Below are 20451 nucleotides of genomic sequence, written 5' to 3' on the forward strand. Positions count from 1 at the left end.
CCTGCGCGAGCACAAGAAGCTCGCTCTGCGCCAAGCCGCATGACCAGCATCATGGCCGCCCCTTTTTGCAGAACTTGACGCACACAACCAAAGCCGAAGCGCTTCCGATACATCGAAGCCCCTTCCGAGTCGGAGCCAACGATTAGGCATTCCTGCCACTCTATCTAGCCGACCCCCGTGGCCGCGTTGCCGATCGGTGCGCACTAGTCGCCTACATCGCCCCGGCACGTGAAGATCGTCTCTGCTGATGCTCGTTGAGCAATTCAGGCCGCCTCCGGCTGGCGTTTGATCAGCGTCAGCGTCAACCAGCGCGCGGTCAGCGCCGGCTTTTTCGAGCCCTCGATCTCAATCGTCACGCCCAGCGCCGTCTGCACCCAGCCCGACGGCCTGACCTTGACGTCGGCCAGTACGAAACGGGTGCGGATGCGAGATCCGGTTTTCACCGGCGCCAGGAAGCGCAGCGATTCGAAGCCATAGTTGACACCCATCTTGCAGTTTTCGAGCGGCCGCATGGTCTCGAAAGTCATCGCCGACAAAAGCGAAAGCGACAGGAAGCCATGTGCGATGGTGCCGCCGAACGGCGTCTCGCCCTTGGCGCGCTCCGGATCGCAGTGGATGAACTGGTGGTCATCGGTGGCCTCGGCGAACTGGTCGATCATCCGCTGCGAGACCACCCGCCACGGCGACACGCCGACTTCCTTGCCGACGCTGGCCAGAAGTTCGTCGAGACTGATCGGTTCCACGCTAATGTCCTCCATTTCAACCGTCCGAAGCGCGACGGCTTCATTCCGTGAACAGTGTCAGCCAATGCTGCACCGACTGCCGGCCATCCATCGGCAGGATGGCCCCGGTGAGATGACTGCCGTCCAAGCTGCACGAATAGATCGTTCCGCCGGCAATCTCATTCGGCGCACCGATGCGGCCGATCCGAACATGGCTGCAGACGAGCCGGCTTGTGATCGGTCGCGGTGCGCGTCCTGCAAGCCGCCGAAAGCAGCTCGTCTTGCTACGGATGATCATTCCGCCGGCGCCGCTATGCGGTATTGTCGCAGATTGATAAAATCAATTGTCTGGATAGGAACCATCCGTGTTTCGAATTTGGAGGAGTCCGGCAGACGGGGTGGCTTGGGGTCCTTGTTGAAGCGCGCCGGCCTCATTCACCGGTAGCACTGAGCCGGCAAGAAGCGCCAGTTCAATGACATTGGGTGTCGACACGGCAAAGCGGCATCAGATGCTACTTCATGATGCGGGATGGCGCTTGCTTCAAGAAGCGCTCGGCCTGACGTGGAAGCCAGCACCGGATCTGGACTGTCGATATGCGCCGATATTCGCGCAGCACAGCGGCAACCGCAGCGACGATGATCTCAGCCGTTGCGAGCATGCCAACCTTGGTGCCGGCCACTCTGTTAGCTTGAAGCGCAGCGCGCATTTGATCCGTCACCAGACCGGGTTGAGTAACTTGGATTTCCAAGGCGTCTTCCTGGGTTTGCACCGTCAGCGCGCTGACAGCAAAGGCAGGTGCGCACGTCAAGGCAAGCGATCGTCTCGATCTCGCGGGCAATTCCAGCCCCACCGCGGGAATCAGACCCTACAACAACGAGCACATGCGGTTCTCGCCCCAGCGCTATTGTTCTGTCTTTCGATCCATTCTCGCGTGCGCGCTTCTGGGGCGTCGTTCAGCGCAAGGTCGGTGACCACGGCTGCGCTTTCGGCGCCAGCCTCGAAAAACGCCTTCGAGCCGGTCAGGTTGAGGCCGCCGATGGAGACCAATGGGACCGGCGCGACCTGGTGCTTCCACTCGCTGATCCGCTCGAGCCCTTGCGACGCCCATTCATCTTCTTGAGGCTAGTTGGATAGACTGGGCCGAGCGCCACATACTCCGGCTCGGCCACTGGCGCAGTTCGGTGTGATCGTGGATCGAAAGGCCGAGCTTCAATCCGGCGTATTTCATCATCAGCATCGGCGGCAGCCAAATCCTTTTGACCAAGATGGATGAGTCGCAGCCTTCCTCATTGCCGTGCGCCAATAGTCGTTGACGCTCACTTGGCAACCATGGACCGTCAGGCGTCGTTCGCGCGGCGGATTTCCGTCTGCAGTCCTTTCTCGTCCATATCCTTTATCCGGAGCTGCAGCAGTCACGCCGAGCGGCGCCAGCCGGTCAACCCAGCCGGCACGTCGAAATTCAGATAGAAGGGATCGAGCTTCATGAGAAGACAGCCCTGCCGACCTTCGGTGAGTAGCGCGGTTCGAGCATTCCAGTGCTAGCTTCACGAATGGCATCGACCGCCCTTGCCGAACGCACGCGCCATCCCGACCGGATCGGCCGCCCTCGGGACCGCCGTGTTCAGGAGCACGGCGTCAAACCCGAGCTCCATGACGTCGCCGCGTACGACGGCCGTCCGAGCCACGCATCCACAATCAAACGGAATGTAGGGGAAATGTCCGCGCATCAACTGCACCTCGGAGCTCAACGCTTCATCGCATTAGAATGAGCGTTCGAAACGCAGGATACCGCCGACACTGCTCTTCTTGTTGGCATTGGCCCAGTTCACTTCGGAAGCTTTCACCTTTCCGACGGCGGAGCCTCCGTAGCGGTCGTAGTCGAGTTCAGCCGTAACTGTGAAATCTGGAAGAAGCGCATAGGCGACGTTCGCAGCGACACCATAGTTCTTGAGCTGATCACCCGAGAGCTGAAGGTTGAACGAAGTTGTCTCGTTGACCTCGTAAGCGGCGCCAGCCCAGAAAGCCCAGTTCCCGCGCCAAATCTTATAGAAGCCGCGACCATGAGCGTCGATCGCGTTCATGGAGTCGTCGTTGAGCTTGCCATTGGAACCGTAGCCGAACATTCCGAACAGCAACAGTTCGTTGGTGACATTGATGTCGACACGGACCTTGGCGGCTACCGATTCGTAGTTGCTATCATAACCAGCAACGCCGGTGATCGCTCCCCAGCCATGTGTGTATTTCAAGCCGCCGACTATGTGCGGAGCGTAGTTGTCGATTGTGCCCACCACGCCTGAGCCTTCTTCGAGCGAAACCACGGCGGAAAAGCCGTTCGCGGCGTCGAAGTAGTACTGGACCACATTGGTATCCAAAGCGCCGTACGGAACCGGCGTCTGGTTGAGTACGTCACCCGCGCCACCAATAAACATGTCGAAGGCCGACCAGTCCTTACCAACTCGGAGGCCACCAAGCTGAATCCAGGCGAAAGTCAAGATGCTGTCTCCGTTGAAGGCATAGGACCGAGAACTGTCCGAAACCGAAGTGTGGCGGTTACCGAAATTCACGCGGGTTTCGGTGTAGGTCTTCAACGTGCCGAGTTCGGTCTCCTGGCCGGTCCAAGCTTTCAGTGTGAAGCGCGTATTATTTTGCCATGTACCCTGATCCTCACCAGTCCTCACATCTGAGGTTCTTGCGTGGTCAAACAATCCGACATGGCCCAAGCCGACGTCGTAACTGACATAGCCGCCGATGCGCAGGCAGGCCTCGGTGCCTGAAATGTAGATGTAGCCCGAGCCGTAGACGTCGCAGATCTTGAGGTACTCAGTCGGATCAGGCTCGGGGACGATGATCACGGCGCGAGCGTCGGAAACGGCGACCAGTGCCGCAGTTGAGCCGAGGAGGAGGCTCCCAATGGTCATTGTTGATCTCCGTCTAAATAGTAAAAGGAATCGAGACCGATAAATGATTTTTGCTAAGCAAACGGTTGATAGCGCATCAAGCTGAATTCCAGGAGTGTTGCTGCACCTGTCGTGCTAATGCTCAGGAGAATTTAGAATGTGATTGAGACTTGTTGTTACATATATTAAGTAGTTATCACTCCCAGACGGTCATACAACATTTTTGTACAATCACCTTTTCACCTCCGCGGCGGGCCTCACAAAGGGTACTACCGCAAATGACGTGCCACCCTGACGACCCAGCTGCGGCTTGAAGCTCAATGTGCGGGCGGACCTTGGTTCGCGCTTCCGTTCTTTTTGCCTTGCGGATCCACCCAAGCACGAACGGCAAACGTTTCGGCTACGGTTCGTCTGTTCGCTTCGCGACAGTTTGGCTTAATGGCGACGGCATTGTTTGCTGTGAGCCCCGCAGTTGAGGCATCATGCGACGGCCACCGCTCGGTACGACGCCGTCACTTTGGCGAGCTGATGGTCGATAACCACGCGCCGCAGCCTTGCACCACTGAGTCGGTAGGCGCCAGCCTTGGCATTGCGGCGGACCTGACGGTCGCGTCGAGCAGGTTTTCGTGCTGAAAGCGGCGCGGCACAGCTAATGCTTCTGCCAGCAATTCACACAACGAGCTCATCGAGACGGCAGAGATCATTATGGGCGGCGGTAGCTGGCGTGCAAAGTCTGGACCCAACACCGTATATTGTCTCATCGGATGCTTCATCTGCGCTCAGAAGAGTCTCCCACGCGCAGATGAAGGGAAGGGACGGTGGAACAAAACGGTGCGCGTGAGGGTTTCGGCGGGAACACCATCGTCAGTCGCTGACCGAGTGCGCTCAGACCATCGCTGTCCAGCCAAGACTGAACGGCGCCCATTGCTAAAAAATTTCGAGCCCAAAGCGGAACGGACTGACATAGCGCAAAGACGCAGGCGAGCGCAGCGGTAAGGTTGGATGTTATCAGCATGGGACGGTGACCGTTGCAGACCACGAAATTTCGAGAGGCCCGGCTGCCTTGGTACACTATCTATCCGGCTGTGTCGGAGTTCTCTGGGGCGGTCGGCGCCGAGGCTTATGAGGAATGGCTCAGGAACCTGCCGGCTGATGATCCGGTGTCACTCTATCTGCACGTTCCGTTCTGCCGATCAGCCTGCTGGTATTGCGGCTTCCCAACCACCATCACCCGCCGTGATGCGCCCATCCTCAACTATCTGGCGGCGCTGCGTGACGAGATCCGTCTGGTTTCGGAGCGAGTGCCGAAGACGTTGCCCGTGAGCGACATACATTTCGGCGGCGGAACGCCGTCTCTCATCGGACCAGCCGAGTTCCTCGCTCTGATGGAGTTCCTGCGATGCCGCTTCGCCATCTCGAAATCAGCTACGGTCGCCATCGAGATCGATCCACGCACGCTCACGCCCGAGATGGCGGAAGGCTTGGGAGCGGCCGGCGTGAACCGCGCGAGCCTGGGCGTACAGAGCTTCGATCCCATTGTTCAAAAAGCGATCAACCGAATCCAGAGCGAGGCCCAGACGTCGGCTGCCGTGGAAATGCTGCGCCGGCATGGAGTAAACCGGATCAACTTCGACCTCATCTACGGCCTGCCGCGTCAAACGGTGGAGTCGTGCGTCGAAACAGTGAGGGCGGCGGTCGCCATGCGCCCCGACCGGCTTGCCTTGTTCGGCTACTCGCACATCCCATCCCAAGTAAAGAATCAGCGCCTCATTGAGGCGGAATTTCTTCCCGACAGCGCTGCCCGCGCTGAACAGTATGCGGCTGTCGCCGTGACGCTGGTTTCCGCCGGCTACCGACAGATCGGGCTCGACCATTTCGCCTTGCCGGACGACGAGCTCGCGCTGGCACAGGAAACAGGTCGCCTGCGACGTAACTCGTTGGGCTACTCGGCCGATACCTGCAGAACCCTGATCGGTTTCGGCGCGTCGGCTATCGGCCGCATCGGCCAGGGATACGTTCAAAACGAAGTTACACGGGATATCTACATCCGGCACATCGCAGCTGGCCGACTGGCGACATCGAAGGGCCATCGCCTCACAGACGACGACCGCGTGCGAGCCGCAATTATCGAGCGATTAATGTGCGATTTCGAGGCTGACGTGCCGGCAATCTGTGTCGCCCACGGATCTGATCCGATCCGTCTTCGCGATTCAGATGAGCGTTTGGCCATGCTGGCCAAGGACGGGATAGTGGACTTCGAAAACGGCTTTGTCCGCGTACGGCGGGAGCATCGCTTTGGGATTCGCGCTGTCGCTGCCGCATTTGATGTTTTTAGGGATGGCGTTACGTATATCCCGCAGCAGCTTAATGCGATGCAAAGCACGACATAGTCCGGCATCAATGTCTCCGCTTGGAACCGCCGGCCTACTTGCCACGCCGGCCGGGCGCTGGTCTGGCAAGTGGGCTTTCCGTTTGCCAATGCGTTCGTTCCCGGCCCTCACGGGGCGGCGAGTCCCTGCCGTGAGCGCCTCACCCGCGAGGCTACATGGCGGCCGTGGAGATTACCTCAGCAGCGGCGCCCGATCGGAAACCTTAGCACCTCAGCGCTTTGGCGTGGCTGCTTGAACTCTTCGACGGCAACCGCCTCAATTAGCAGGTCCAAGGCTTCGCGGCCCCTTTGACTCATCGGGTCATCCCCACAAAGGTAGTCATACGCTCGATCTAAATGCACTCGGGCGGCGGAAAAATCGCTTATCATATCATAGAACCCTCTCTACCCGCCCGCATTGCCGTCTACGAGGTGAAGGTAGTGCAATCGTCAATATATACAGACAAATTTGAATTAAATCGGAGATGATCATGGAGGCCGAGTTCCCTGACCTGATGCCGCCATCGAGCCCGCCGACGACCACTCGCTGGCGCTCGGTCGGTTCATAAATGCCGAGCACCCCGTCCAGAGACCACCTCTGACCTCCCTCCTTCGATGCTAGACGCGTGGAAGACATGGCTGCGCCGCCGCTGCGAGAAAGGCGTATCCCATCGCGCGGCGGCTGCATAGTGGGCAGCCAGCGCCGGGAGCTAATCGGCAAACCCGCGTGTGGCGATTTTGCATAGCGGGCGCAGGCGAATCGCCACGCCCGTCCAGCATGTCCGATGCCCTAGGCCGCCAGGATCCCTGAGCGGAGTGCATGCACGATCCCGCGTGATGACAGTGGATCGGCACAGAACAGGCAGTCGCCCGCCGCGACCCAGCGGTCACCGGCGGCGGGATCGATCGTTGCGGTTCCCGCCGCCTTGATCATGCTGGCGGTCTCGATTGCGTTGGGCGGCACGAGCGGCGCGATGGACTGCGTTGCGGCTAAAGCGCGGTACCAATGTCCGGCTTTGCGCAGTTCGCTGCCCAGATCCGGATCGGTGAGGCACGCGCAAGTCGGCGCTGTACCACCAGCCTTCGGGACGCGCCCCGACGACCATGCTGCAATCGCCCGGTGCGCGGTCGAAAAAGCGTGTGTAGGCGGCAAGATGTCCGTGCATGGTGAGCTTGGCGCCGAAACATCGCGCCAGCCTCCAACTGCGACCGGTCGCCCAAACCACGGCGCGGGCAACATCCTTAAGCGTATGTACGGCGGCATGATGGACGCTTGCAAGCATCCAGACAAGATTATCGCGAAGCTAAAATAAGAGGTTCGATCCAATCGGCGATGCGTTAGCCGCGCCATTCTGGTTCAGCCGGGCGTTACATGGCCTCGCCAAGTTGAGGATGTATTGGTCGCGAGCAGCCGCGTGCCAATTTGGAACCCACGACCATATGCAACGATTGGGCACTGTCCGAAAGAAGGCCGAGAACTGTTGAAAGTGCGCTAGATGGAGATATTCTGAATCGGAACGGGGGGCTGGTTCATCGCCAAAGCGAGACATGGATGAAAAGCAGATCGCGCCCAACGCCTGATCCAACCATTGCAACGGAAGTCCCCTGGTCGGAAAGCCTAACCGCATATGATGACAAGCATTTCGAGCTCTATTTGAAGCTCATGGACGCTTGCGCCGACAGTGCCAGCGAAGAGGAGATGGCGCTGGATGTACTGGGTATCGATCCGGTCAAAGAGCCAATCCGCGCCCGTAAGGCCCTTCGCAGTCATCTCAAACGGGTGCTCTGGTTTATGCATGAGGGCCATAAGGAACTGCTTCCAAGCCGACCGCCTCAATAACTGCGGCGCCGAACAAGGTTGCCCGAGAGATCAGGTGGCGCCCTCGGGGGATGCGAGGACACTTGAAAGCCGCAATCGGGTTATCATCTCCATACTGCGTGTGTTCGGCTCCGCACGGCAAGTGCCCTTGAGTCGAGGAGGAATGCACATGAAGAAGAAAGTTCATCTGGAAGCCTGCTGACCGATCCCTTGGGCCCATAATCGGGTCCCAAGTTGTTCCCGACGAGCGTTGCGAGGGGCGGATGCAGGACCAGCCGGAAATCGAGCCAGGGCGTGAAACGAAGTCAACAGGTGCGAGGTTCGGCCTGCTGGGTGTGGCTGTGTTGGCCGTAGGCGCCTTCATCTGGACCGGCTTCGGCGAAGGCATCCAGCAGGGCACGTCCAACGTCGTTCGGACTGTCATCGACAAGAGCATGCAGCGCCTTGGGCTCGGGCAAGCCCCCAACGCTCTTACAGAGGGCGAGTGGTATCTCTCGGTGTACTACGGTCCCGACTTTGCGGATGTCACCCCCGTCGGCCTGGGGCACCCCTTCAAGGTGACATTCACGTCGGCCCCGGATTTGTCTGGCACCTACGAGAACGTTGCAGGGAGCGGCTCGGTAAGCGGCTTTGAACGACCCGGTCAACTCGTAATGACCTACTCCGGAGCAGATGGGATGTCCCATGGAGTTGCCATTCTCCAAGACATTCAGACCCACCTTTCTTCCAACAACGTCGAGCATGATTACGTGGGAGCCGTTTTGGTCCACGCTTGCTATAAGGCGGACACCCAGCAGTGCGATGCCGCCAAATCGCAATATAAATTCTGCAGGGCGATTTTGTCGAAAAACAGGGAACCCGACAAGGATCCTTCCCTCAAGGGTTACCTCGACGAACCATGTTCGGCTTTTCAGAACGATCTTAAGCTGAAGCTTAGCCCGACGGCACAGCTTTAGGCACGAAGGCGCTCACCAGGGTCGCAGCTCAAAGAGAACGGCGCCCTTCGCCGGGGGCCGTCCGTTCCGCATCCCGCCTGACGGCGGCGCGTTGCGGATGCTCCTACGGCCGCCCTGTTGAGCCGGTCTCAGGGCCACGGTCTTTCTCCTAGAGAGGCGCGCGGCCCTCTCTCCCCAGCAAGCCGCCGCGGGCGGGTTCCCCCATCTTCCTCCGCTTCGCTAGGTGCAGACCGGGGAGACCCCTCCGCCCCCGGGACTTGCCCCCCTCGCTCCCCGCTACTCGCCGCGAGGCAGGGGTTCAGGGGACCTGAACAATTCAGGTCAATCCCTGAAATCAACAACGAGCAAGTCGATGAATACCGCTGAAATCACTATCCCGCTCGCAGGTAGGGCCGAACTGGCCGCCACCATCGAGGCCCATGGCCTCATCCATAACCTTGTGACCCGCAAGGCGCCGAAGGGAGCCAAGTTCCAAGTCGTCGCCGGAGGGCGGCGACTGGGGGCCTTGCGGTTGCTGCTGGACGAGGGCCGCACCGTACAGGGCGTGGCTGTGACCAAGGATTATTCGGTCAGGCGCCATGCAGTCCATTGCGTGGCCGCCCAGGTCATCACGAGAACGATGGTCAGAACGACGGTGATCTGACCCCAGAGGATTCGGCCTCCACGCATACAGGCTCCAATCGGCAAAAATGTCGGAGCCGATCAGAGAATGGGGGATTTCGGGAAGTGCAATTACGAAGATGAGGCTGGCGTGTCGCCGCATAGTATCGGCGGCGAATAGGACGGGTTGGCCCGGTTCTGCCCGGGGTCGCGCGCTATCGCCTCATCGCCTCTGCGAGGTCGAGTAGGTTTCGGAGGGCGGTGCTTCGGTTGAAGGGCGACCACACGGCTGAGAACACTACACGTTCGGGCTCGTCGGCGATCGGCAGAAAGCGGACACCCGCGACAGGTGACAGGCTCGATGCGGCCCCGAGCAACGTGACGCCGAAACCTTGCCCCACGATCGACAGCAACGACGCACGTTCGACAGCGACACGCAGAATAGACGGTGCCGGCCACCGGCCCGACAGCCGCAGGAGGATATGGTCATGAACTTGTGGTCCGGGGCCGTTAGGGCGGACGAGGAAGGTCTCCCCCGGCAAGATCGGCCCAAGTGACGTGCTCCTGTTCAGCGATCAGGTGGCTGTCCGGCAGTGCTACAACCAAGCGGCTCGGTCCACATTCGTCGCGAACGGCAATCAGGCGTGTCTGGCGTTCCGACCACGAATGCGATGTCGAGTTGATCGGCACGCAGTTGCATGAGCGCTTCTCGCGCCGTGCTTTCGGCGACTTCAAGCTCGACACCCGGATAGGTGGTTCGATATCGGCCGATCAGCTTGGCGAGGAAGCTATGCGGGATCAGACCGTGGACGCCCATGCGTAGCCTGCCGCATTCCCCCAGGGCCGCCATGCCGGCCGACTTTACGGCATATTCGAGGTGCTCGACACCGGCTGATAGCGTTGGACAAAGAGTCGTCCGGCCTCGGTGAGCCGGACGCCGCGTGTGTTGCGCTCGAACAGGAGGATGCCGAGATCTTCCTCCAGCGCTTTGATGCGCGCGCTGACGCTGGACTGGCTGACGCCGAGCGCGTTCGCCGCATGGCGGAAGTTCAGATACTCGGCGACGGCGAGCGTCTGGATGAGTGACGTGAGGGGAATACGCGACCCTAGCGACGACGTCGGCACTCTGCTTCGTCTTTCGGTCATCAGTGCTGAATGCTGTCGTCGTCTCATGTCTCTCTTTTCGCGCCGCTAATCGTTGTGACTCGTGTCCCCTACCGGAGAACAGAATCGGATGAATTGCTCCATTGTCCCGACGGCCAGTGAGTAAGGATGTCCCGTTGGAGGCGACTACTAGGCCAACCAGGCTTCGCAATGTCGCGAGTTTCAGAAATTCGGCGACGGCTGTCTGCTGGCGCAGCGTGCCCTCAGCGAAGATGAGTCGTGTGCAGCTTCGCGATCTCGCGGTCGAGCTTGGTTGAAAGGTCATTCCGCTTGTGGGCGATCGACTTTCCGCCCGAGTGTGTGGCCCCGCCGTAGGCCGCCAGAACGGCCCCTGCGAAATAGATCATCAGCCCCGTCATCGTGGCCGGTGCGTAAGCGGCTAGTCGCGACGGGCGGCCGGGATTGGTCGCTTGCGATTCTGGTGCCGAGGAAGCGTATGACCCGGCTGGCCTCCGACAATCTGCGCGAGCCCTTCGGCAACGTGCCTCCGATCGCGCACACGGCCGCCGTCGACATGGAAGGCCCGATCCTGGCGGCGGAGGTGATTGCCTTCCTTCTCCAGCAGCGAAGTCACGCCGGCTGCTTTGACGAATTCGTCGATGTGCTTTGCAGCTATTTCAGCGGCCGAGGGGGCCAGGCGCCGACGAAGGGCGATCTGACGGAAGCGGCGCGGTTCCGCTCCGCGCTAGGCAAGTGGAATGACTGCCGCCTCGCGAAGGGAAAGGCCGTTCCGGCGAACAGCGTCTTGCAAGCCACGTTCGCGGTCCACGAGGCTGCAGCGGCTGTTGCGCTGACTGGACAGCCCGACGGCGACTGGACCGCCATTCGATCGGTGCTTGAGGATGGGGCCTGCACCCGGCTCGCCGAGGTTGCGAAGGAGGCGCGCAACGTCCGGCTTCTCGAACGCGGAACGCAGCTCCGGCAAATCCTGTCGCAGGACTGGCGCGATACCGGCGGATACAAGAACGCGCTGGCTGTCACCCGCCAAGCGTTCGTGCAGGAGCATTTCGCGACCGCTCACAAGCCGGAGTCGGGTGTCGTCGTGATGAACATGCACAAGGCGAAGGGGAAGCAGTTCGATGAGGTCATCATCTTCGAAGGATGGCCGAAGCGCTACAAGGGCGAGATCGTCGGCAACCCGGATCGTATCGTGGGCGGCAATGTCCGCGCGGGGGCGATGACGCAAGCCCGCCAGAATTTCCGCGTGAGCGTGACACGCGCAAAAACCTGGAGGACGATCATGTCACCTAACGACGACGTGTGCGTGCTTCTNTTCCGCGTGAGCGTGACACGCGCAAAAACCTGGAGGACGATCATGTCACCTAACGACGACGTGTGCGTGCTTCTGCTCTCTGATGAGTGAGGATGGATGAAACTTGGCATTTACAGCGAAAAGACAGGATGCTGCCGATAGGAGGGATTTAGTCAGCCACCCCAGTTTGACTCCGGCGTGACTAAATAGCGACCAATTCGGCGATTTTGGCCGCGACTTCCGCCATCGACTCCTCGGCAGTGCTCAACCCGGCTCGGGAGGCTAGCAGGAGGCTGACCTGCTCAAGCTCTTCATAGGTCGTTCCGTGAACAACCGGGACGAGCCGCTCACGTCTGAGGAGCGCTGAAAGCTCTTTGTCTGCGATGCCTTCTGCCGGGAGGCGCCGCAACATAGCCGGGGTCACCAACACGATACCGACGCGCGAATTCACCAAGCCCTTGTCGATCGCCCGCATCATCGGCACCCCGAGGCCAAGGTCCTTCTCACTGAACCACACGCGGACACCGCGCGCTTCGAGCAGATCATGCAGTTCTTTGGCGGAGCCCTGCCTGTCATCCCATGCGTGACAGAGAAACACATCTCGAAGATCAGGCTGTGAGGCCGCTAGGTTCTCTACGTTTTCTCGAACCGGCGTGAGCGCCTGCACTTGTTCAGGCGTGTACAACACAGCCGAACCTACTCCCGACCAGCGCGGCTTTGCGGTGCGGCGCCCCGACCCGCCGCTACTCCGACCGCCGCTACCAGAGGAGGAGTATGAAGGGGACGAGTATGATCCGCGGCTGCCGTAGTCGCCGCCATACCCGCCGTAACCACCGAAACGGCTATAGCGACTCCCGCACGCGGGGCAGTCGGCCGCGGCGGCCGATGAGCGATGCCCCCTTACTGGTGCAGTACATCTAGCCATGCCTTTTCATCTCCTTCATCATTCCGCCAGCTCGCGAATCTTATTGATGCGCTTTGTGGCCCATTCAAATTGACTGATAAATTGCATCGCGTACGTCGAAGGCGAGCAATGCCTCACGCCTTACGCCTTCAATATCTCGGACGGAGGGATGGCAGAGATGATCTTTCAAACCACATCCAATCCTGTAATCGCGACCAATCTTGGAAACACTGACCACAGCCTCCGTTCCATCGGGCATTTTTCCTCGCAGATAACCAATTCGCTTCTCTTTCGACCGAGCCAAGTAACTTCTCCTATACGGGCCGCTAGACACGCGGCGTAATACGCGCTGCCGTTCGAATGTCAGCGATTTGCGTACCAATCGCCTGAAGGCTTTGACGCATGTCATTAAAGACCGGCTTTTCCGCCTCTGGATCGCTGATCGTCAGAATCGCCGTGAAGGGTACGCCACCCTCGGGCATCACCTCACCAGCGCGGGTGAGATACTCAACAAAAAGTCGCCAGTTCGAGGAAGGCCCGACTCCCTGCGGGAAGGTCTTGGCGTGGACCTTTACTGGACTCCATTTCAGGTCATGTTCGATTAGCTCCGCCTCGACCGCTGGCGATTCTCGCGAAGACGGGAGGTACAGCGGATCAAGGCGGCCCTTCCATTTGCCTTCATCCTGCTCCTGTTGCAGGACGGCATTCACGTTGACCCGGACGAACTCGGAACCAAACCGGGCATCCAGCGGCGGCGTGGATACGAGCGTGAGCTTTGCCCGCCCTCGACATTTGCCGCCAGGCCCGACCAGGGATGCCGGCCACGGGAACCGGAAATTGATCTGCTGGCCATGCTGGATACGTGAGGCGAAGACGAGGGTGATTGAATGATCGCCCGTCTCCAGAATACGTTCAGCAGATGGCGGCATCCCAAAGCCGACAAGGTGCCGTGCCACCGGTGCCAACATTTTCGGGCGCAAGGGCTCTGGAATCTCGGCGTGGTGGACCAGCAACCCGATGAGGGTTTCACGAGAGACCTCGCCCTCGATGGCGTGGTCGAGGACCGCCGCCGTCTTGGCGACCAAAGGCGAGGCGTAGCTGGTGCCGCAACCGTCGATTACCGTTCCATCCGGAAGGATGGAGAAAAGGCCATGCCCCAGCGTCGCGTGCTGCGTTCCCGCGCCTCCGATGTGAGCGAGGTCGGGTTTCCCGCCGGACCGAAGCCCAGGCCCCCGACGGCTGAAACGGGCTGGAGCGAACGGCAAACAGCCGCTGTGTCCTGATGGATTCAATGCCGCGACTGCAACATTTCTTGCGCTCTCTGCGGGCGTCAGGAGCCCGTCGTTTCGGGCAAGCGCGAGATTAGAAAGGGCTGTTGCCGCATCGGCCGGCCACTCCGGTCGAAGGTCTTGCGGCTGAATGTTACCGGCGGAAATGAACACGACGGCATTGTTTTCTTCGGCAATCTGATCAAGCCGGACCGCATGGGGGCTGTAGCGATCGGGTGCGGCAGGCTGAAGGATGTTCAGACTCATATTGAAGACACGCACGCCATGCCGTGCGCGCGCATCTGCGACGGCCGCATCCATTTCATCGAAAAACTGAGGGAGGCCGCCCGAATAGTAAGATGCGAAGGCACCGGCCTTCTGCTCATTTGGGAATACAGCTACGTCAACCAGCTCCGCTCCGTCGGGTTCGGGGCAAGTCCCCGCACCATTCATACCGGCTCCAGCGACGGCAAGGCCGCCAATGAACGTGCCGTGGGAAAGATCCATGTCTTCGTCAGCAAGCACGTCCCATCGATCGATGACCCAATCGGACAAAGCCGAGCTTATGCCGCCATCGATGATACCCAGCCGCGGATGGGTCCTGCGGCTATCGCGAACTGGCATAATCGCGTGATCTGGTCGAGCGCGGCTCGGCGTTGCCGGGCGAGCAGAACGCACCACGATGCCGGGCAACTCGATCCGCCGGACTAAGGGATGCGTGTCTAAGAAGGCCAGCAAACGGCTGTGATGCTGAACATTCGGGTCGAACGGCGCAAGCTCACGGCGCTCCTTTGATGATACGCTCGTCAGCCGTAGGACGGCGCCGTCTCCGGCTCGGTCCAGACGCACGGAAAGCATCGGGAGCCGCTGTCGCCAGTTAGGCAGACGCTCCACTGATAGACTTTGTTCAAGGGCGTTGAAGCCAGCAACGAAGGACTCGACCAGGCGCCTCTGCGCGGGGTCGAGCCGATCCCATTCGGCACGCGGTGGCAATACGTCGAATAATTCGACCTGATACCCGCTTCCCGTCATCGGATTGGCCAGCCATGCAACAGCTTCTTCGACCGAAAAGCTGCGCTTGTCGGACGCGCCATAGAGTTCGATCCGGTCGATCGCTCCGGCCTCGCTCTTTTGCGCTGAGGGGTTGGCTACCTCTTTCCCCTTTTTCTCGTCATAGCGCATCCTGGTCTGCGTTTCGGCTTTGGCAATTTCAGCTTTCACCTGCGCCAATGCCGACGGGCGGCCTTCGACAAGCATCACACCGAGATCTCCACCCCCGACTAGAGGCGCCCGGTCGCTGCGGAAAAGCGCCCCAACCGGCCGATGGCTCTTTGCCCAGGCATCTCGTTTAAGGATGACCTTGACGTAGCCGATTGGTCCCTGCGCTTGCGCCGAAAGAATCCCGGAAATGGCGTCGATTTGCTCGATCAGAGCTGCCTTATGGGCGCCAAATTCCCGATCGCGGTGAGCAAAGAAGTCCTTGCGTCCGCCTCCGCCGCCTGCCTCTCGGGCTTCCTCATAATTGTCCGGATTGAGGACGATCTGGATCGGGCTAGCCATGATTTACACCCCCATCGGCTTTACTGGCTTGTCGCCCGAGTTGACGGCTTACGGTCGATTTATCCCGCCCTGCGATTTCGCCGATGTCGGCCATTGAAAATGCGAGAATGGGGTCGTCACGCATGGCCCGGAACAAAGTGGCGGGATCGTCAAACAACAGCGTTCGACGCTCACTCTGAATGCGAGCCGCGTTGAGAGTCGCAAATTGACGGAGCGTATCCAGTAATCCTCGGCGATCGTGCTCGCGAACCGTGGTGGCCTTTTTGTATGTCCGCACCAGCGCCTCGATCTCCGCTCCGGTTGAACCTTCAGTGAACCACGCAATAAGACGTAGATGGATGTCGGGAGCCGATACAGGCGGCATAAACATGGCGGCGATCGCCTTCCGCACCTCAAAATCGGGCTTAGGGATTTCAAGCTGGACCTCAAAACGGCGCCAGACCGCCGGATCAAGCAGCTTCGAGTGATTGGTAATGCCGATCGTCAATCCTATGTTTTGTCTAACATCCAGATTTTGGAGAAGGGCATTAACAACACGCTTGATCTCGCCGACCTCTTGGGGGTCGTCGCGGACTTTTGCAATCGCGTCGAATTCATCAAGTAGAAGCACGCAGCGATAGCGATTGGCGAATGCGAAGAGATTTCCAATATTGCGCGCCGTCGTTCCGAGAAACGACGAAACAAGGCCATCCAGTTTTACGAGAACAACGGGCAAGTCCAGCTTGCGAGCAATCCAGAGGGCCAGTCGAGTTTTCCCTGTGCCAGGCGCTCCGTAGATCAAACATGTCTTTGACGGCACGATATCGACGGTCGCGAGCGCCTCGAAGTCGGCCCATTCATCGACGATCGTCTCAACTGCCTGCGTCACAGTCGAATTGAAAAGCGGGGCCGCCTCCTCGACTTCCGACGGAAAGATGATCTCCGCCAAGGCGGCAGCCGATTCACGATCGACAGGAACCGGCGTGTTGCGACCGAGTGTCTCGCCGGAAAGGTTCGCTCGCGAGCGCTCGATTCGGCTCGGGGCCGCCTCTGTTAGGCGATCCGCCGTGGCAAGAATCCCCGCGAGCGACGCTGCTTGCTTTTCCTCACCATCTTTGACGAGAGCATCCCTTAGCCGCTCGATCTGCTTGCGCAGCGCCGGCGTTGGTGCGCCCATCGCCGTTCGGCAGAGCGCCTGAATGATTGAAAAGTGCTCCATGCGCTAAACCTACGATCTGATGCGAGATTGATGACCTATGATGCATGTAGACGGCAATTTGTTGCGCGTCAACGGAAAATGTTGCGCCTTGGTTTGATTTCGATGCGCTTCTGGTTACGAGGGTGCGGGATGAGTGCTGTTTGTTGCAGCGAAGCCCCATGCCGGTTCGGACGCGGAGTCTGGAGAAGCAGCCCAGACTGGTCAGGCATCGAGCAAGGACGGAATATCCATTGAGGCTAAGATCAAAACCCGTGCTCGTTAGGCCGCTCCAGCAGTCGGCAGCACGAAATAACCGCCAGAGTGTGATTTTTCATGGAATGAGGACCCTGTTTGAGAGGTGATTTTCGTCCAAACGGGACCCCTTAACGAAGGGGTCATCAAGATGCCTCCGGTTTGGTCGGAGGCATTTGTGTTTTGGATGTTGGTTGTGGAGACGATTGCAAAGATACGCCGGCTGTCGCTGGTGCAGGGAAAGTCGATCAAGGCGATCTGGCGGGAGCTGAAGATCTCCCGGAAGGTGGTGCGCAAGGTTTTGCGTTCCGAGGAGACAGAGTTCCGTTACGAGCGCAAGCATCAGCCTTATCCCCGGATGGGCGCCTGGCGTGACGAGTTGGATCGGCTGCTGTCGGCGAATGCGGCCAAGTCTCAGCGGGAGCGGCTGACACTGATCCGCATCTTCGAGGAGCTTCGCGGCCTCGGCTATGACGGCAGCTACAGTTCGGTGTGGCGGCATGCTCAGAGTTGGGAGGCGGATCGCGGCAGCGCCGCGGCCGAAGCCTACATTCCGTTGAGCTTTGCGCCGGGCGAGGCCTACCAGTTCGACTGGAGCCACGAGATCGTTCTGCTCGACGGCGTGACGGTAACGGTGAAGGTGGCGCACATGCGGCTTTGCCACAGCCGTATGTTCTTCGTGCGGGCCTATCCGCGCGAAACGCAGGAGATGGTGTTCGACGCCCATGACCGGGCGTTCAGCTTCTTCCGCGGCGCCTGCACGCGCGGCATCTACGACAACATGAAGACGGCTGTGGACGCGATCTTCATCGGCAGGGACCGCCGCTACAACCGCCGCTTTGCGCAGATGTGCGGGCATTATCTTGTCGAGCCGGAGGCCTGCACGCCGGCGGCCGGCTGGGAGAAGGGGCAAGTCGAGAACCAGGTCGGGCTGGTGCGCGAGCGCTTCTTCACGCCGAGGCTGCGCTTCAAGACGCTGGAGGATCTCAACGGCTGGCTGGCCGACAAATGCGTTGCCTATGCCAAGGCGCATCGGCATCCCGAGCAGGGCGAGCGCACGGTCTGGGAGGTGTTCGAGGAAGAACGCGCCAGCTTCATTCCCTATGCCGGTCGCTTCGACGGCTTCCACTGCATTCCCGCGTCGGTGTCGAAGACCTGCACGGTGCGCTTCGACAACAACAAATACTCGGTGCTGTCGAGTGCCGTCGGCCGGCCGGTCGAGATCCATGCTTATGCCGACCGGATCATTATCCGCCAGGACGGCGTGGTCGTGGGCGAGCATGCCCGCTGCTTCGGCCGCAACGAGGTCATCTACGATCCCTGGCACTACGTGCCGGTGCTGGCCCGCAAGCCGGGCGGATTGCGCAACGGCGCGCCGTTCCTTGGCTGGGTCCTGCCGTCGGCAATGGAGAAGGTGCGCCGCAAGCTCAAGGCGGTTGATGACGGGGATCGGCAGATGGTGTCGATCCTCACCTGCGTGCTGACCGACGGATTGAGCGCGGTCGAGGCCGCCTGCCAGGAAGCCATCGAGCACGGCGTCTCGTCGTCGGCGGTGATCCTCAACATCCTGGCCCGCAGCCGCGATCCGGCGCCGGGCACGATCCTTTCCATTCCCCAGGCGCTGAAGCTGGCTCACGAGCCGATCGCCGACTGCGCCCGCTATGACAGCCTCAGGAGGACGAACAGCCATGGAACGCACCGAAGTACTGGAACTGATGGGGGCGCTGAAACTCTTCGGGATGCGCGCGGCCTCTGACGAGATCATGGGCGTCGCCATCAAGCGGCAGCACGAACCGCCGAAGATCGTCGGCGATCTGTTGCAGGCCGAGATATCGGAGAAGCTGGCCCGCTCCATCAAGTACCAGCTCACCGTCGCCAAGCTTCCGCTGGCCAAGGATATCGAGGACTTCGATTTTGCCGGCACGCCGGTCAACGAGAGCCTGATCCGCGACCTCGCCGCCGGCGCTTTCGTCGCCGATCAGCGCAATGTCGTCCTGGTCGGCGGGACAGGCACCGGCAAGTCGCATCTGGCGATCGCCATTGCCCGTTCTCTCATCCGCAACGGCGCACGCGGGCGCTTCTTCAATGTCGTCGACCTCGTCAACAGGCTCGAGACCGAAACCCGCTCCGGCCGCCAGGGCCGCATTGCCGATCACCTGACCCGGCTCGACTTCGTCGTACTCGATGAGCTCGGCTATCTGCCCTTCGCTCTGGCCGGCGGGCAATTGCTCTTCCATCTGGTCTCGAAGCTTTACGAACGCACCAGTGTCATCATCACCACCAATCTCGCCTTCGGGGAATGGCCGAGCGTCTTCGGCGACGCCAAGATGACAACCGCGCTGCTCGACCGCCTCACCCATCACTGCGAGATCGCCGAGACTGGCAACGAATCCTGGCGCTTCAAGAGCCGCTCTCAAAGCTGAAGTCCGAAAGCCAATCAGTCGCGCCCGGTCAGGCTGTGCAACCCCGACCAGCTTCGCCTGATCGGGCGCTTACCGGCGTGCCTCTCAGCACCGAAAGCCGGGGTCCCTTTTGCGCGAAAAAACAGGGTCCCGATTCCGTGGTCATTGACACCGTGGGACGCCTGCCGCGTCAAACGGTGGTGTCGTGGGTCGAGACGGCGAGGGCAGCGGTCGCCATGCGCCCCGACCGGCTTGCCAGCGCTGCCCGCGCTGAACAGCATGCGGCTGTCGCCGTGACGCTGGTTGCCGCCGGCTACCGGGAGATCGGGCTCGACCATTTCGCCTTGCCGCACGACGAGCTCGCGCTGGCACAGGAAACCGGTCGCCTGCGACGTAACTCGTTGGGCTACTCTGCCGATACCTGCAGAACCCTGATCGGTTTCGGCGCGTCGGCTATCGGCCGCATCGTCCAGGGGTACGTTCAAAACGAAGTTACACGGGATATCTACATCCAGCACATCGCAGTTGGCCGACTGGCGACATCGAAGGGCCATCGCCTCACAGACGACGACCGCGTGCGAGCCGCAATCATCGAGCGATTAATGTGCGATTTCGAGGCTGACGTCCCGGCAATCTGTGTCGCCCACGGATCTGATCCGATCCGTCTTCGCGGTTCAGATGAGCGTTTGGCGATGCTGGCCAAGGACGGACTAGTGGACTTCGAAAACGGTCTTGTCCGCGTACGGCGGAGCATCGCTTGGGATTCGCGCTGTTGCTGCCGCATTCGATGCTTTTAGGGATGGCCTTACGTATCCCGCAGTTGAGGGCAAGCACACAACACGGAAGCTAACACAGGGAGTACCTTTTGCCGGAGAGAACGAGCTGCCATCGTGCGGTGCCCGGTTAGTAGTGAAGCGCCGTAAAATGTCGACATAGGCGTTGGTGAACTGGACCGAACGACGAGAACGGCCTATCCAGTGTGTTGTCGGCAGTTAGTTCGAAAGTCCTGCTACACCCGATCCGATGCCTCTCAACGCCGAGGCCGCACCTCCGTGCCGAAGCCGGCCTTCCCAATGGTGGGTCGAGCCGTCGCTCACCCCGTGCTTGCC

18 protein-coding genes and 3 pseudogenes are annotated in these 20451 nt (G+C 60.3%); 7 read left to right on the forward strand and 14 right to left on the reverse strand.

Annotation, left to right across the window (positions count from 1 at the left end):
- Positions 1-263 precede the first annotated feature (263 nt).
- From X756_RS137530 to X756_RS137520, 5 genes and pseudogenes are all read right to left on the reverse strand, one after another.
- Entirely contained in the window at positions 264-758 is a 495-nt protein-coding gene (locus X756_RS137530; protein WP_031197366.1) for a MaoC family dehydratase, read from the reverse strand.
- A 476-nt stretch (positions 759-1234) separates the two neighbouring features.
- Positions 1235-1531, reverse strand: a complete 297-nt coding sequence (locus X756_RS1000000170175; RefSeq protein ID WP_023827447.1) for a bifunctional hydroxymethylpyrimidine kinase/phosphomethylpyrimidine kinase — start codon at positions 1529-1531, stop codon at positions 1235-1237.
- A gap of 50 nt (positions 1532-1581) precedes the next feature.
- Positions 1582-2207, reverse strand: a pseudogene (locus tag X756_RS1000000170660) (thiamine phosphate synthase).
- Positions 2204-2459, reverse strand: a pseudogene (locus X756_RS1000000168315) (thiazole synthase); the annotation flags it as partial. The pseudogenes X756_RS1000000170660 and X756_RS1000000168315, both read right to left, overlap by 4 nt.
- A gap of 24 nt (positions 2460-2483) precedes the next feature.
- A complete protein-coding gene (locus X756_RS137520; RefSeq protein ID WP_023724672.1) occupies positions 2484-3641 on the reverse strand; it encodes a porin in 1158 nt (385 codons plus the stop codon).
- Positions 3642-4648: 1007 nt separating this feature from the next.
- On the opposite strand from X756_RS137520, the gene hemN reads away from it, so the two are divergent.
- Positions 4649-6010: an oxygen-independent coproporphyrinogen III oxidase gene (hemN, locus tag X756_RS137515; protein WP_023724671.1), complete on the forward strand. Its 1362-nt coding sequence runs from the start codon at positions 4649-4651 to the stop codon at positions 6008-6010.
- A gap of 176 nt (positions 6011-6186) precedes the next feature.
- Here the strand turns inward: hemN and X756_RS1000000170190 are convergent, their stop codons facing one another.
- Entirely contained in the window at positions 6187-6378 is a 192-nt protein-coding gene (locus X756_RS1000000170190) for a hypothetical protein (protein WP_023685615.1), read from the reverse strand.
- A 400-nt stretch (positions 6379-6778) separates the two neighbouring features.
- Complete coding sequence (locus tag X756_RS1000000169130; RefSeq protein ID WP_023827448.1) at positions 6779-6922, reverse strand: hypothetical protein; 144 nt, start codon at positions 6920-6922, stop codon at positions 6779-6781.
- 618 nt (positions 6923-7540) lie between these two features.
- On the opposite strand from X756_RS1000000169130, the gene X756_RS1000000168320 reads away from it, so the two are divergent.
- The 3 genes from X756_RS1000000168320 to X756_RS137495 all read left to right on the forward strand — a co-directional run bounded on the left by X756_RS1000000168320 (position 7541) and on the right by X756_RS137495 (position 9406).
- Complete coding sequence (locus X756_RS1000000168320) at positions 7541-7828, forward strand: hypothetical protein (RefSeq protein ID WP_081726247.1); 288 nt, start codon at positions 7541-7543, stop codon at positions 7826-7828.
- Positions 7829-8070: 242 nt separating this feature from the next.
- Complete coding sequence (locus X756_RS137500) at positions 8071-8763, forward strand: hypothetical protein (protein WP_023731712.1); 693 nt, start codon at positions 8071-8073, stop codon at positions 8761-8763.
- A 352-nt stretch (positions 8764-9115) separates the two neighbouring features.
- The gene (locus tag X756_RS137495; protein ID WP_023724668.1) at positions 9116-9406 is read left to right on the forward strand and encodes a ParB N-terminal domain-containing protein; all 291 of its coding nucleotides are present in this window, start codon (positions 9116-9118) and stop codon (positions 9404-9406) included.
- A 525-nt stretch (positions 9407-9931) separates the two neighbouring features.
- Here the strand turns inward: X756_RS137495 and X756_RS1000000170665 are convergent.
- The 7 genes from X756_RS1000000170665 to X756_RS137480 form a co-directional block, all read right to left on the reverse strand.
- Positions 9932-10213, reverse strand: coding sequence for a LysR substrate-binding domain-containing protein (locus X756_RS1000000170665; protein WP_348529839.1), 282 nt, complete (start codon positions 10211-10213; stop codon positions 9932-9934).
- 11 nt (positions 10214-10224) lie between these two features.
- Complete coding sequence (locus X756_RS1000000170670) at positions 10225-10509, reverse strand: LysR family transcriptional regulator (RefSeq protein WP_023731715.1); 285 nt, start codon at positions 10507-10509, stop codon at positions 10225-10227.
- Positions 10510-10730: 221 nt separating this feature from the next.
- The gene (locus X756_RS1000000169135; protein ID WP_155922533.1) at positions 10731-10874 is read right to left on the reverse strand and encodes a hypothetical protein; all 144 of its coding nucleotides are present in this window, start codon (positions 10872-10874) and stop codon (positions 10731-10733) included.
- Between the two features lie 1107 nt (positions 10875-11981).
- Complete coding sequence (locus X756_RS0135850; protein WP_023747641.1) at positions 11982-12704, reverse strand: toll/interleukin-1 receptor domain-containing protein; 723 nt, start codon at positions 12702-12704, stop codon at positions 11982-11984.
- Between the two features lie 64 nt (positions 12705-12768).
- Positions 12769-12987: a hypothetical protein gene (locus X756_RS1000000169140; protein WP_156941439.1), complete on the reverse strand. Its 219-nt coding sequence runs from the start codon at positions 12985-12987 to the stop codon at positions 12769-12771.
- Between the two features lie 22 nt (positions 12988-13009).
- Complete coding sequence (locus X756_RS137485; protein WP_023731718.1) at positions 13010-15511, reverse strand: S8 family peptidase; 2502 nt, start codon at positions 15509-15511, stop codon at positions 13010-13012.
- Positions 15504-16709 carry an ATP-binding protein gene (locus X756_RS137480; RefSeq protein ID WP_023731719.1) on the reverse strand — a complete coding sequence of 402 codons (1206 nt, stop codon included), beginning with the start codon at positions 16707-16709 and terminating at the stop codon, positions 15504-15506. The genes X756_RS137485 and X756_RS137480 overlap by 8 nt, the downstream gene beginning before the upstream one ends.
- A gap of 418 nt (positions 16710-17127) precedes the next feature.
- Here X756_RS137480 and istA point away from each other — a divergent pair, with 418 nt between their 5' ends.
- From istA to X756_RS01230, 3 genes and pseudogenes are all read left to right on the forward strand, one after another.
- The gene (gene istA, locus X756_RS137475) at positions 17128-18696 is read left to right on the forward strand and encodes an IS21 family transposase (RefSeq protein ID WP_023731720.1); all 1569 of its coding nucleotides are present in this window, start codon (positions 17128-17130) and stop codon (positions 18694-18696) included.
- Positions 18629-19363, forward strand: coding sequence for an IS21-like element helper ATPase IstB (gene istB / locus X756_RS137470; protein WP_031239648.1), 735 nt, complete (start codon positions 18629-18631; stop codon positions 19361-19363). The genes istA and istB overlap by 68 nt, the downstream gene beginning before the upstream one ends.
- Positions 19364-19524: 161 nt before the next feature.
- Positions 19525-20143 (forward strand): annotated as a pseudogene (locus X756_RS01230) (coproporphyrinogen III oxidase); the annotation flags it as partial.
- Positions 20144-20451 lie beyond the last annotated feature (308 nt).

The sequence above is a fragment of the Mesorhizobium sp. LNJC405B00 genome (assembly GCF_000502615.1).
In the GTDB taxonomy this organism is placed as follows: Bacteria; Pseudomonadota; Alphaproteobacteria; order Rhizobiales; family Rhizobiaceae; genus Mesorhizobium.